The sequence below is a fragment of the Cobetia amphilecti genome (assembly GCF_020217465.1).
GTDB classification, from domain to species: domain Bacteria; phylum Pseudomonadota; class Gammaproteobacteria; order Pseudomonadales; family Halomonadaceae; genus Cobetia; species Cobetia amphilecti.
Map to the genome: position 1 here is coordinate 1,800,827 of NZ_CP084115.1, position 12,168 is coordinate 1,812,994.

The 12,168-nt window shown below is 63.8% G+C and carries 10 protein-coding genes; 9 read left to right on the forward strand and 1 reads right to left on the reverse strand.

All coding sequences use genetic code 11. From position 1 onward, the window contains the following. Positions 1-101 precede the first annotated feature (101 nt). Positions 102-1,535, forward strand: coding sequence for an NAD(P)/FAD-dependent oxidoreductase (locus LCW13_RS07745; protein ID WP_225347970.1), 1,434 nt, complete (start codon positions 102-104; stop codon positions 1,533-1,535). A 189-nt stretch (positions 1,536-1,724) separates the two neighbouring features. Here the strand turns inward: LCW13_RS07745 and LCW13_RS07750 are convergent, their stop codons facing one another. After that, positions 1,725-2,951, reverse strand: coding sequence for an alpha-hydroxy acid oxidase (locus LCW13_RS07750; RefSeq protein WP_318527683.1), 1,227 nt, complete (start codon positions 2,949-2,951; stop codon positions 1,725-1,727). Between the two features lie 258 nt (positions 2,952-3,209). Between LCW13_RS07750 and LCW13_RS07755 the strand changes: the two genes are divergently transcribed. From LCW13_RS07755 to bla, 8 genes are all read left to right on the forward strand, one after another. Further along, entirely contained in the window at positions 3,210-5,009 is a 1,800-nt protein-coding gene (locus LCW13_RS07755; protein ID WP_043332109.1) for an aminoglycoside phosphotransferase family protein, read from the forward strand. Further along, positions 5,002-5,904 carry a GAK system ATP-grasp enzyme gene (locus tag LCW13_RS07760; protein ID WP_043332107.1) on the forward strand — a complete coding sequence of 301 codons (903 nt, stop codon included), beginning with the start codon at positions 5,002-5,004 and terminating at the stop codon, positions 5,902-5,904. The genes LCW13_RS07755 and LCW13_RS07760 overlap by 8 nt, the downstream gene beginning before the upstream one ends. After that, the gene (locus tag LCW13_RS07765) at positions 5,901-7,094 is read left to right on the forward strand and encodes an HprK-related kinase B (RefSeq protein WP_052384350.1); all 1,194 of its coding nucleotides are present in this window, start codon (positions 5,901-5,903) and stop codon (positions 7,092-7,094) included. Before LCW13_RS07760 ends, LCW13_RS07765 begins: the two co-directional genes overlap by 4 nt. A gap of 2 nt (positions 7,095-7,096) precedes the next feature. Further along, entirely contained in the window at positions 7,097-8,089 is a 993-nt protein-coding gene (locus LCW13_RS07770) for an NUDIX domain-containing protein (protein ID WP_052384349.1), read from the forward strand. A 135-nt stretch (positions 8,090-8,224) separates the two neighbouring features. Further along, positions 8,225-8,965, forward strand: coding sequence for a histidine phosphatase family protein (locus tag LCW13_RS07775; protein ID WP_225347971.1), 741 nt, complete (start codon positions 8,225-8,227; stop codon positions 8,963-8,965). 279 nt (positions 8,966-9,244) lie between these two features. Next, the gene (locus LCW13_RS07780) at positions 9,245-10,537 is read left to right on the forward strand and encodes a metallophosphoesterase (RefSeq protein WP_043332104.1); all 1,293 of its coding nucleotides are present in this window, start codon (positions 9,245-9,247) and stop codon (positions 10,535-10,537) included. A 20-nt stretch (positions 10,538-10,557) separates the two neighbouring features. Next, a complete protein-coding gene (locus LCW13_RS07785; RefSeq protein WP_054555998.1) occupies positions 10,558-10,839 on the forward strand; it encodes an amphi-Trp domain-containing protein in 282 nt (93 codons plus the stop codon). Between the two features lie 167 nt (positions 10,840-11,006). Then, positions 11,007-12,002, forward strand: a complete 996-nt coding sequence (gene bla / locus LCW13_RS07790; RefSeq protein WP_225347972.1) for a class A beta-lactamase — start codon at positions 11,007-11,009, stop codon at positions 12,000-12,002. Positions 12,003-12,168 lie beyond the last annotated feature (166 nt).

Sequence of the window (12,168 nt, forward strand, 5' to 3'; positions counted from 1 at the left end):
GCATCAAAGGCAGCGCATTGGCGAAGTCATGCGTGTCAGTCTTGAAAAGCACCTGGTCTGACATAAGGTTTCTATATTCGACCCCGCTAAAGGAGGCCTCTATGGAAACGCATGATCCTCAGCCAACGCGCGACGCCGATATCGTCATTGTCGGTGGCGGTGCCGGCGGACTCGAGCTGGCGGTTCGCCTTGCCAAGGCAGGCCACAAGGACGTCTTGCTGATAGACCGCGACACCAGTCACGTATGGAAGCCACGACTGCATGAGATAGCGGCGGGCCTCGGGCGGCGTCAGGTCGATGAGCTGGGGTATTCCGGTCTGGCCGAGCAGTGGGGGTTCCGCTATGAGTGCGGCACACTCGAAAGCGTGGACCCTGAACAGCGCCAGATCACCCTGGCGGCGATCCCGGGCAGGGAAGACCACGCGAGCGCCGAGGTGCCGGCGCGCGTCAGGGGCTATCGTCAGCTGGTGCTGGCCCTGGGCGGTGTGACGCCGGACATGGGGGTCGAGGGTGTGCTGGAGCATGCCTGCCTGCTGGATTCCCCTGATGACGCCGAGCGCATCGCCCAGCAGTTCTCGCGTGGCCTGCTGGCCAATCATGTGGCGATGGAAAGAGCACCGACAGGCGATGCTGGCCTGTCAGCCACCCAGGGCGGCGCTCAGGTTGGCACTGAGGGAGGCACGCAAGATAGTGCCAAGGAGTCCCCGGGGCGGCCGTATCAGGTGGTGATCGTCGGCTCCGGCGCCACCGGTGTCGAACTGGCCGCCTACCTGCATGAGGCGCGTGGCATGCATGACGCCCCTGCACCCAAGGGCGCGAAGGTCGAGATCACGATTCTCGAGGCCACCGAGACCTTCATGCCCAGTGTCTCACAGGAACTGCGCGAGTCGATCCATCAGCGACTCGAGGAGCAGGGCATCAAGATCGAACTGTCGCGTCAGGTCGCCAAGGTGTCCCCCGGCAGTGTCGAGATCAGTGAAGGCGACGAGTCGGTGACGCGGGACGCGGATCTGGTGGTCTGGGCAGCAGGGCGTGTCGGGCCTGCCATCGTCGAGGAAATCGATGCCCTGGAAAGCAACAAGAAGCGTCAATTCACGGTGACGCCCGGGCTGCAATGCCTCGGCCACGACAGCATCTTCGCGCTGGGCGATTGTGCCAACATCGATGAGGCACCGCTGCCGCCCACCGCTCAGGTGGCCAGCGAGCAGGCCGAGTTTCTCGCCGATGAACTGCCGCGTCGCCAGCAGGGTGAGCCGGCTCAGGCCTTCGAGTTCAAGGACCGCGGTACCTTGCTGTCACTCTCCAGTGCCGGCAGCGTCGGTGAGCTCAGCGGCAAGTTGAGTGACAAGCTGGGCAATGCCCAGGGCAACAAGGGCAATGATGATCTGCAGGTGAGAGGACGCTTCGCGCGCGCCGCCTATCAAGGGCTGCAGCGCCAGCACCAGTTCCTGCTGCTGGGGCCGCTGAAGGGCTCCGCCGAGGTGGTCAGTGACGTGCTGCGCCGAAGCATGGGGCCGCGCCTCAAGGTGCACTGAGTCTTGAGCGGATCTTGAGTGTGCCTTGAGCGGGTATTGAGAGGCTCTTGAGTGATTCTGGAGAGGCGCTTGAGTGAGCCTTGAGAGAGTCGCCACCCAGTGATGACAGGCCGACATGCGCCGTGGTGGATTCCACTGGCGCATGTCGGCCTTGTGCTTTTTCAGGGCGTTATTGCCCCGCCGTCGTGTTCAGGAGGTCGCGCCCAGCGCGTCATGAGGTTCCTGGCGGCGTGATTCTCGCGCTGCTTCGGCTTCGCTCTGCGAGCTGGCCATCGGATAGGTGCCGGGCCTGAGAATCCGCGTGTCCACGTCGTGGATATCACGCAGTCCGCACAGGGCTAGCGTGGTGTCGAGTTCCTTGTGGATGATCTCCAGGGACTTGGTTACGCCTTGTTCGCCCATGGCGCCGAGCCCATAGAGGAAGGCGCGCCCCAGATAGACGCCCTTGGCGCCCATCGCCACCGCCTTGAGCACATCCTGTCCGGAGCGGATACCCCCGTCCATGTGGACCTCTGTCCTGTCGCCGACTGCCGCGAGAATGTCCGGCAGGGCGGAGATGGAGGAGGCGGCACCATCCAGCTGTCGTCCGCCGTGGTTGGAGACGATCACCGCATCGGCGCCTGCCTGCACGGCCAGCTCGGCATCTTCCGGCTCCATGATGCCCTTGATGATCAGCTTGCCGCCCCAGCGGTCCTTGATCCACTTGATGTCGTCCCAGCTCAGGCTCGGATCGAACTGGCTGGCGGTCCATTTCGAGAGGGAACTCAGATTCTCGGCATCCTTCACGTGGCCGGCGATATTGCCGAAGGTGTGGCGCCTGGTCTTGAGCATGCCGGCACACCAGCGCCACTTGGTGGCCAGATCGAGCACGGTCGCCACGGTGGGGCGAGGGGGCACGCTCAGGCCGTTGATCAGGTCCTTGTGGCGCTGGCCGATGATCTGCAGGTCAGCGGTGAGTACCAGCGCGGAACACTCCGCGGCCTTGGCGCGATCGATCAGTCGTCCGATGTAATCCTTGTCGCGCATCACGTAAAGCTGGAACCAGAAGGGCCGTGAGCTGACGGATGCGACGTCCTCGATGGAACAGATGCTCATGGTCGAGAGCGTGAAGGGGATACCGAAGTCACTCGCCGCGCGCGCGGCCAGCATCTCGCCATCGGCATGCTGCATGCCGGTCAGGCCAGTCGGTGCGATCGCCACCGGCATGGCCACCTCCTCGCCGAGCATCTTCGTGCGCAGAGTGCGATTGTCCATGTCGACCATCACCCGTTGGCGCAGTCCGATCGCGGCGAAATCGGCCTCGTTGGCCCGATAGGTGGACTCCGTCCACGAGCCGGAATCGGCATAGTCGTAGAACATCTTCGGCACGCGGCGTTTCGCCAGGCGTTGCAGGTCATTGATGCAGGTGATGGTCATGCGGGTCTCCATCCGTGGTGGGTCGCGCGGGGGTTGGCAGGGTCGCTTGCGCTACTGTCACCGAATCCGGTCTTGTCCAGCTATAGGCGATACGTCTAGGGGGAGGCGTTCGGGTGGTGGAATTCAATGAAAAAACCGCGCTTCAGCCCGGCCGACCACCCACAAGACAGTCGATTCCTCCAGCGCGTGTCGCGGATTGTCATCTTTGAGTGGAATACTATGGCATTGGGATGATTTCCGAGTGGATGGAGAGATGGCATGGATCAGGCCTGGCCTGAAAGCACGCGCGACAACCTTCGATTTCTGTGTTCGGAAGTGGATAGCCAATATGGCTGGCTGCAGGCGTTCGTGTCCGCGCCGACGGCGGCCATGGCGCGCAAGCTGCTGGAGCGCCAGGGGTACGCCGAGAACCTCTGCCAGCGTATCGAACAGGCATGCCCTGAAGCCCGAAACCACAAGCGCTCGCACGCGCGGGCCCGCTTCCAGCAGAGCCTGGTCGAGGTCGCCAGTGGTCTGGCACGGCTCAGTGAGCTGGCGCGCAGTTGTCTGGAGCAGCTGATTCGCGTCGATGATGTCCAGCTGGTCGATGATATCGTGCTGGTCAAGTCGCTGCGCCGTGTGCGTCGCGGCATTCTGCGCAGCGAGATGTCGCTGGAGAACGGCTCCCTGTCCCTGGCCCTGAAGCTTGCGCGCAGTCGCGAGAAGCTGAAGCGGGACAGTGAAGGCCGCATCCGGGCACTCACTGGCCAGCTCAAGAAGAAGCGCGCTCCCGCCGAAGACCTGACACATCTGCTGTTCGTGGCCCGGGAAATCAGCCAGATGGGCGAGGTGCTGGGGCAGTTGGGTGAGGCGGTCATCTCGGCAACCCTCGGTCAGTCACTCAACTTCGAGCGCTATGCCTCGCTGACGCACCTGGTCAATGAACTCGGTGATGGCAGTCAGACGGCGGGCGAGATGCGCGTCGACACTTTGGCCGAGACACGCTCCGGCAGCCGGATCTCGGGGATTGCCAGCGAGAAGCCCAGTGGGAGGGCTGTTGAGAAGGTCAGTGACAAGGGCAAGCCGGCCAACGACAAGCAACAGGGCAGCAAGAACAAGGCGAGCGAGTCCAATGGCAGCAAGTCCAAGGACCGCAAATCCAGGGACCGCAAGCCAACCGGCGATCTGCCGCTGACCTCGCCGGAGTATCTGGCCATCTTCAAGGATGGCCTGGGGCGCAAGGTCGAGGAGGAGCGTCAGGGCGTCGAGCGCTGGCACGACATCTATCCCGGCATCGCCCCCCGCATCCTCTCGCATCATCAGCAGGGCGACAGCGCGGCACTCTTGATCGAGCACCTGCCGGGCATGACCCTCGAGCATCTGTTGATCAACGAATCGTCACGCCTCAATCGTACCGCCCAGCAGGCGCTGGTCGAGACGCTGCACTCGGTGTGGACCACCACCCGCCGCGACAAGCCGGTCACTGCAGGGCACATGCGCCAGCTGCTCAAGCGGCTGAGTGATGTCTATCAGATCCATCCGGAATTTCGCCACTGCGGTGCCTCGCTGTGTGGGCGCGAGATGCCCTCGCTGGAAGCGTTGATCGAGCAGGCCGCAGGTAGGGAACGTTCGCTCGAGGCTCCCTTCGCCGTCTATATCCACGGCGACTTCAATGTCGACAACATCCTCTTCGATCCGGCGAAGCAGAGCATCCGCTTCATCGATCTTCACCGCTCGGCCTATCAGGACTATGTGCAGGATGTGTCCGTGCACATGGTGTCCCATTACCGTCTGCAATTGACGGATGCGGCGCTGCGGGCCCGTATTCTGGCGCTGGCCCTGAGTTTCGGTCAGCAGATGCGTCGCTTTGCCCATGAGCAGGGCGATACCACCTTTGAATGGCGTCTGGCACTTGGCCTGGCGCGCTCCTTTGCCACCTCGACACGTTTCATCCTCGATGCCGGGCTGGCAGGGCGCATGTTCAACCGCGCACGCTTTATACTCGAGCATGTGCTTGGCGCCGACCCTGAACGGCCGGCCGATTACCGTATTCCCCTGGAGGAGTTGTTCGTTGACTGATTTCAAGATTGGCGTCGTGGGTATTCCCGGCAAGTGGTCGACCGAGGTGCTGGCGGATGCCATCGAAGCACGGACGGGCTTTCGTCTCGTGATCGACATGGCGGCCGTCTCGCTGGACCTGTCCCGCAACTGCCTCGAATTCCGTGACTCTGCCGGGGTGCGTCATGACCTGACCGAGCTGGATGCCCTGATCGTCAAGAAGATCAGCGCGGAATATTCCCCGGGCAGCCTGGACCGCCTGGAGCTGCTGCGCGTCGCCGAAGCCAGGGGCGTGCGCGTCTTCAGCAGCGCGGAGAGCATGATTCGCCTGATCGACCGCCTGAGCTGCACCGTCACGCTGGCCAATGCCGATATCCCGATGCCGGCCACACTGGTCACCGAAGACGTGGCGACGGCCTGCGAGGCCGTCAAGCACTTCAAGGCCGCCGTCTTCAAGCCGCTTTTCTCCACCAAGGCACGGGGCATGTGCATCATCGAGGACACCGGCGATGATGCCGCGCTGGAAGCTGCCGTGCGTGAGTTCGCCGCCGAGCACCCGATGATGTATCTGCAGCAGCGCCTCGACCTGCCGGGGCAGGATTACGGCATGGTCTTCGTCGGGGGCCGTTATCTGTGCAGCTACGCCCGCGTCAGTGGGGGCGATGCCTGGAATACCACCATCCACGCCGGTGGCAAGTACGCGCCCTTCGAGCCCTCCGAGGAGCTGATCGCGCTGGCGCAGCGTGCCCAGGCGCCGTTCAAGCTCGACTTCACCACCGTCGATGTCGCGCTGACCGACGATGGCCCGATCATCTTCGAAGTCTCGGCCTTCGGCGGCTTCCGCGGCGCGCTGGAAGGTGCCGGTGTCGATGCGGCCACCGCCTATCTCGATCACGTGATGGAGTGTCTGGCATGAGCGCGACGACCTGTGACAGCCCGGCCAGCCTTGCCACGCTGCCCTTTGCAGAGTGGACGGCCGCCGCCTGCTTCACGGCGCTGACGCCGTCGCGCCAGTGCCTGAGCGAGGCGCTACTGTTCGAGGTGGATGACTTTCGCCTGTGCGTGAAGACGGACATGCCACGGCTGCTGCAACGTCTGGCGACATATTTTCGCCATTGCGCGCGCATTGTGGCGCTCGACAATGTGCCGAGGGGAGCCAGGCTCGTGCATGTGCTCGAGGCGCCGGCCCTCAAGGACACGCCAGCGGCAGCGAGACTCGGCATCGTGCCCGAGGCCTTCGTCGATTGGATGCCGGAGCCCGGCAAGACACGCCGCAAGGACGCCATTATCGACCTGGCCGACGGGCGCCTGATTCACAAGGTGCGCACGGGCATGGCCTTTCTGCGCAGCAACGACCACAACCTGGCGTTCGGGCCCTGTGAAGACAATGAAAGCCAGGTGATCAACTTCCTGCTCAATCTGCACATGTCGCATCTGCAGCAGAATGACGGCTTGATCTGTCACGCATCGGCGCTGTCGAAGGGCGATCGCGCGGTGGCCATCGCCGCCTTCTCCGGCGGCGGCAAGTCCACCACCATGGTGAAGGCGCTCGACAATCCCGAGTTCGACTTCATCAGCAATGACCGGCTGTTCCTGGACCGCCCCGGGCGGGAGGGAACGCTGCGTGCCCGCGGCGTCGCCAAGTTGCCACGCATCAATCCCGGCACCATGCTCAACAATCCGCGTCTGCGCCCGCTGCTGGACCCCGCACGTATCGCAGGCTATGAAGCGATGCCGCAAGAAGCGCTGTGGGATCTCGAAGAGAAGCACGATCTGATCATCGAGGACGTCTACGGCCCCGGGCGTATCCGCGCCAGTGGCGAGCTTGCAGCCATGGTGATACTCAACTGGACGCGCGGCAGCGAGGCGCCACTCGAGGTGCGCGAGGTCGAGGTCAGCCGCAGCGAAGCGCTGATACGCGCGGTGATGAAGACACCGGGGCCCTTCCACCAGCAGCGGGATGGCCGTTTCGTGCCCAATGGCGCAAGCCTTGATCCCGCGCCGTATCTGGAGCGCCTGGCGGCAACCCGCGTGCTTGAGGTGACCGGGCGCGTGGACTTCGCCGCGCTGGTCGAGAACCACCTGACCCCCTTGCTGGAGGCTTGAACATGCGTCGTGAACTGCTGTTGATGCGCCACGGAAAGTCGGACTGGTCAGTGGCAGCTGACGACTTCCATCGACCCCTCAAGGAGCGCGGCAAGCGCGGCGCCCAGCGCATGGGGGCCTGGCTTGCCCAGGAGGCGCTGGTACCGGATGCCATCCTGAGCTCGCCGGCCCTTCGCGCGCGCGCCACGGCTGAAAAGTGCGTGAAGTCGATGGGCCTCGGCGTCGACATGATCGAGCTCAAGCCTGCGCTTTACTGCGAGGACGAGGCGCCGCTGCTCAAGACGGTGCGCGCCTGCCCGGACAGCGTGCAGCGACTGATGATCATCGGCCATAACCCGGCATTGGAAGATGCGCTGGTCTGGCTGACCGGCAAGCGGCCGCGTCCGCCCAAGGAGACCAAGCTGCTGCCGACGGCGGCGGTGGTCAAGCTGACCTTCGAGGGGCGCTGGGAAGACCTGCGCTCCGGTCAGATGAGCCTGGAGCTGATCCAGCGCGTGCGTGCCTTGCCGGATGGCTTCCCCTGGCCATTCCCGGCCGGTGAGGAGCGCCGCGAACGCCCCGCCTATTACTACCGTCAATCGGCCGTCCTGCCCTGTCGTCTGCAGGGGGAAGGCGAAGATGCCCAGTGGGAGGTGCTGCTGATCGGCTCTTCCTCCAATCGTCACTGGAGCCTGCCCAAGGGGATCGTCGAGCCGGGCATGAGTCCGCTTGAGTCCGCGCTCAAGGAAGCCCGCGAGGAAGCGGGCATTGAGGCGGAGGCGCTGGACCACGCAGCGCTGGAATTCAGTTACGAGAAGTGGGGCGCTCCTGTCGCCGCTAGTCTGCACGCCGTGAGAGTCGTGCATGAGCAGGAAGAGAGCGAGCGGGAGGAGCCGCATCGCAGTCGGCGCTGGGTGGCGGCGGAGGTCGTGCCGAGCCTGTTGAAGAACCACGAGATGGGGCACGCCGCCATGGCGCTGCTGGCACGGCTTGAGCAGTCGCGCCAGGCGACGTGAGTGCGGGAGACTGGCGCCTTTAGCTCCATCAGCTCCATAAGCTCCATTGGCGCCACTAGCACCGTACGAGGCGACGCATGGCGAGGACCGCCAGCATGAATCAATACCGAGTGAAGACGGGAAGAGCGACGGCCGATGACTGATGAACCGACAATTCGACGTGTGGCATTGATTCGTCATGCCGATTATCACCAGCAGATTGATACCCCGAGCGCGCTGCAGCCGTTTCCCTTGACCCGTCGCGGTGAGCGTCAGGCGCGTGAGGGAGCCGAGGAAGTGCTGACGCTGTGTCAGGCACATGGCTGGCAACCGGCCAGCACGGTACATGCCTCCAGCCTGTTGCGTGCCTGGCAGACGGCGCAGGTGATGAACGAGGTCATGGGTGACAGGACAGAGCGTGAGTTCTCGCTCATGGCACATGATGCCCTGTGGGAGCGCAGTCTGGGCAGCGCCGCCAATCTGACCACGGCACAGATCGCCGAAGCGGTGCGTCATGACCCGCGCGTGGATTTCCTGCCGGCCGACTGGAAATCCAACAGCCACTTTCGCCTGCCGCTGCCGGGAGCTGAATCCCTGATGCAGGCCGGTCAGCGGGTGGCCGACTTCATTGCTTCGCTACCGGCTTCCTCAACACCTTCTGTCTCGGCTCCCACATCCCCCCCCACATCGGGCGCCACGCTGACGCTGGTCGTCGGCCATGGCGCAGCGCTGCGCCATGCGGCGCATCTGCTGGGCGTGCTGGACTTCGACCAGATTGCCGGGCTGAGCATGCACCATGCGCGGCCGGTGGTCATCGAGGAAACTCCGCCTGGGTCATGGCGGCATGTGGCTGGCGAGTGGAAGGTGCGCCAGCGTCACGAGCCCGCGCAGGACTGAGTTGGCGGCCAGCCGGCGGGGTACTGAAGTGCAGAGAGCGGGCGGGGTGCTGGAGAGCAGGGGATGGGCGGAGTCATTGACAGCAGAGAAGCAGGCCAGCGCATCAGCGTGATACGGGCCTGTCATCTTTCTGTGATCAAACGGTCATAAGCTTGTCGCCCTGTGCCCGTGACCTCATTCCACATTCCCCCGGATGGGCCCCAAGGAGCGGCAAGGCGCTTGCTTGCCACAAGCCGGTGAGTTCAACGAGGCAAGCAGATGCCACAAGGAGATAGCCCAATGACCCTCAGTCCCCCCATGAGCGACGCCGTACCGCGTTACCGAGGCCCGACGCGTTATCTCAAGGCGCTACCCAGTCACGCGGCTCAGTGGCCCGAGACACATCAGCACCTGCGCGCCGGTGACAAGGTGTCCCGCGCCGCTCGCAAGCTGGGCAGCAAGGACTGGCCACGCCGCGATGTCATCTTCATCTCCGATGCGCATGCCGACGCGGAAGCCTTCATCGCATCTCTGGTGGCCAGTGGCGGTGTGCGCCTGACCTCGCGGGACCACCTGGTATTGACGGCGCGGGGCAAGCGCAGCGTCTTCGTCATCGGCGGTGATTGCCTCGACAAGGGCCCCAGCAATCTGGAGCTGCTGGAAGCCCTGCGCACCTTGATGCGCAGCGGGGCGCGTCTCAAGTTGCTGGCGGGCAATCACGACATGCGGCTGATGCTGGCGCTGATGCGGCTGAGTCATGATGATTCGGCGCGTACTGATCATCTGTTCGTGCGCATGGGCGCCAAGGGGCTGGCGCTGCTCAAGGAAGTCTTCGATCACTACCTGGCGGACAGACCGCGGGCGATGAAGAGCATTCCCTCGCGAAGTGAGTGTCGTCGGCGCCTGTACCCGGGGCCGGACTGGGCGGAGCAGTTTCGCAAATCGGCAGGCCATGTGCTCAAGGGGGAGGCGCTGGAGAAGGAGATCACTCGCCTGAGCGCCAAGGCCGATGGCTTCGAGCATGCCTGTGAGAAACACGGTCTCTCGTTGCGCCAGACCTATGCCGCCGCGCTCAAGGCCCACGAGCTGTTTCTCAAGCCCGGCGGGCGCTTTGCCTGGTTCTTCGACGAGATGCGCCTTGCCTATCGCAGTGGCGCCTTCCTGCATGTCCATGCAGGCGTGGATGATGCCTTCGCCAGACGACTCGGCCGCCAGAAGGTCTCGCAGGTCAATCAGGAATTCCGGCGCATCCTGCGCGAAGACCCGTTCACCTTCTATTACGGTGAGCTGGCCAATGTACTGCGCACCAAATATCGCAAGAGCGACATGGTGCTGAGCGCCGCAGGCGTCAAGCGCCTGCACAAGGTTGGCATTCGTGCCGTGATGCATGGTCACGTCAATCATCAGGCGGGCCAGCAGCTGGGCTGGCGCCACGGCCTTCTGCATATCGAGGGCGACGTCACCCTGGATCGTAATTCACGCCGCAAGGAAGGGCTGGATGGCGTGGGCATGGGGGCGACGCTGATAGAAGCCTGTGGACGCATCGTCGGCATCAGCAATGACCATCCCGAGGTCAAGGTCTACGCGCCCTGAAACACGCACAGGAGAGGCAGGTGAAAGACGACAAGCAGGACAAGTCGCTGTTCCGACATGAATCATTGCAGTCCATCGATGGCGTTCAGGACATTCTCAAGGCCATCATCAAGGGGCTGGGCAAGGGGCTGCTGTCATTTCGCGATGAGGACGGCGAGATTCGGCTGGCACCGCGCGGCCTGATGACCCTCAAGGTCACGGCGCGGCGAGAGGATGATCATCATCGCCTCGATATTCGCCTGTCATGGCATGCCAAGCCCGGCGCCAAGCGCAACAAGACGCTCAAGGTTCTCGATGAGTGAGAGCAGCGTGCGCTGGCATTGATCCAGATCAAGTCTCTGCCAGTCCGCGGCCCGTAGTGAGATGGCCGGCATACCCGCGCTTAAGCGGCTATGGTACATGTAGCATGCTGCATATTGGTTGTGTCTGCTGCGACACGACCGCTCCCCATGATCAGGACATGTCATTGATGCCTTCATCCCCTCAGCGCCTGTGCGGTGCCGATCACCGCTCGTCTCCATTGCACTCTTCCAGCCTTGCGGTAAAGCTTGCTGTCAGGCCTTCAAGGTGCTGGAAACAGTGGCTGGCCGCCGCCGCGCTTGCCTGTCTGCCGCTGGGCGCTCAGGCCGCAGACGATGCGTTGGCCGCTGACAAGCCGCTCTCGGCGTCGGCCATTCAGGCCATCGAATCAGAGGTCGGCGCGCGAATCGGTGTCACCGTTCTGGATACCGCCGATGGCACCCGTTTCAGCTGGCGGGGGGATGAGCGCTTCCCCATGAGCAGCACCTTCAAGGTGCTGGCCTGTGGTCATATGCTCTCCCGGGTGGACGAAGGCCAGGAATCGTTGTCACGCAAGGTGGAGATTCGCCCGGCGGACCTCGTGACCTATTCCCCCATCACCGAGAACCACACCCGGGATGGAGGCCTGACGCTCGAGGCGTTGTGCCATGCCACCATCACGACCAGCGACAATACCGCGGGCAACCTGATTCTCGACACCCTTGGCGGTCCTGCCGCACTGACGGCCTATCTGCGGCGCCTGGACGATGACAGCACGCGGCTGGATAGACGTGAAACGGCGCTCAATGAGGCCACTCCCGGTGACCCGCGCGATACCACCACGCCGCACGCGATGGCGGCTACCCTGCAGCGACTGCTGGTGGGGGATGCGCTGAGCGAGCCATCGCGCCTGGCTCTGCAGGGCTGGATGCTGGCCAACACCACCGGTGATGACAAGCTGCGGGCGGCCTTGCCCGATGACTGGCAGATCGCGGACAAGACCGGCGGCGGGGGGTATGGCACCAACAATGACGTTGCCATCCTGTGGCCGCCGTTGCGTGCCCCGTTGATCGTGGCGGTCTATCTGACCGAAAGCGAGGCGGAACTGGCAGCACGCAATGCCGCGATTGCCGATGTCGGGCGTCTGCTGGTCAAGGAAGTGCTGGAGGATGAGGCGAGTCGCTGATGCTGAGGCGAGTCGCTGATGGTGGGGCGCTGGCAGGGCGTGCGTGAAGCATGGGCAACTCAGCGTTGCCGTCATCACGGCCAGCTTGCGCTTGTGGCGCCTGCCCGGTGCCCGCATTGTGCTTGCACTGCATCGGCTTTGGCAGCACGGACCTTCTCGCCATGTT

Bases quoted from the DNA above. Each gene is read 5' to 3' on its own strand.
- LCW13_RS07755 (WP_043332109.1), top strand. From the start codon at position 3,210: ATGGATCAGGCCTGGCCTGAAAGCACGCGCGACAACCTTCGATTTCTG.
- LCW13_RS07770 (WP_052384349.1), top strand. From the start codon at position 7,097: ATGCGTCGTGAACTGCTGTTGATGCGCCACGGAAAGTCGGACTGGTCA.
- bla (WP_225347972.1), top strand. From the start codon at position 11,007: ATGCCTTCATCCCCTCAGCGCCTGTGCGGTGCCGATCACCGCTCGTCT.
- LCW13_RS07780 (WP_043332104.1), top strand. From the start codon at position 9,245: ATGACCCTCAGTCCCCCCATGAGCGACGCCGTACCGCGTTACCGAGGC.
- LCW13_RS07750 (WP_318527683.1), bottom strand. From the start codon at position 2,951: ATGACCATCACCTGCATCAATGACCTGCAACGCCTGGCGAAACGCCGC.
- LCW13_RS07765 (WP_052384350.1), top strand. From the start codon at position 5,901: ATGAGCGCGACGACCTGTGACAGCCCGGCCAGCCTTGCCACGCTGCCC.
- LCW13_RS07775 (WP_225347971.1), top strand. From the start codon at position 8,225: ATGACTGATGAACCGACAATTCGACGTGTGGCATTGATTCGTCATGCC.
- LCW13_RS07745 (WP_225347970.1), top strand. From the start codon at position 102: ATGGAAACGCATGATCCTCAGCCAACGCGCGACGCCGATATCGTCATT.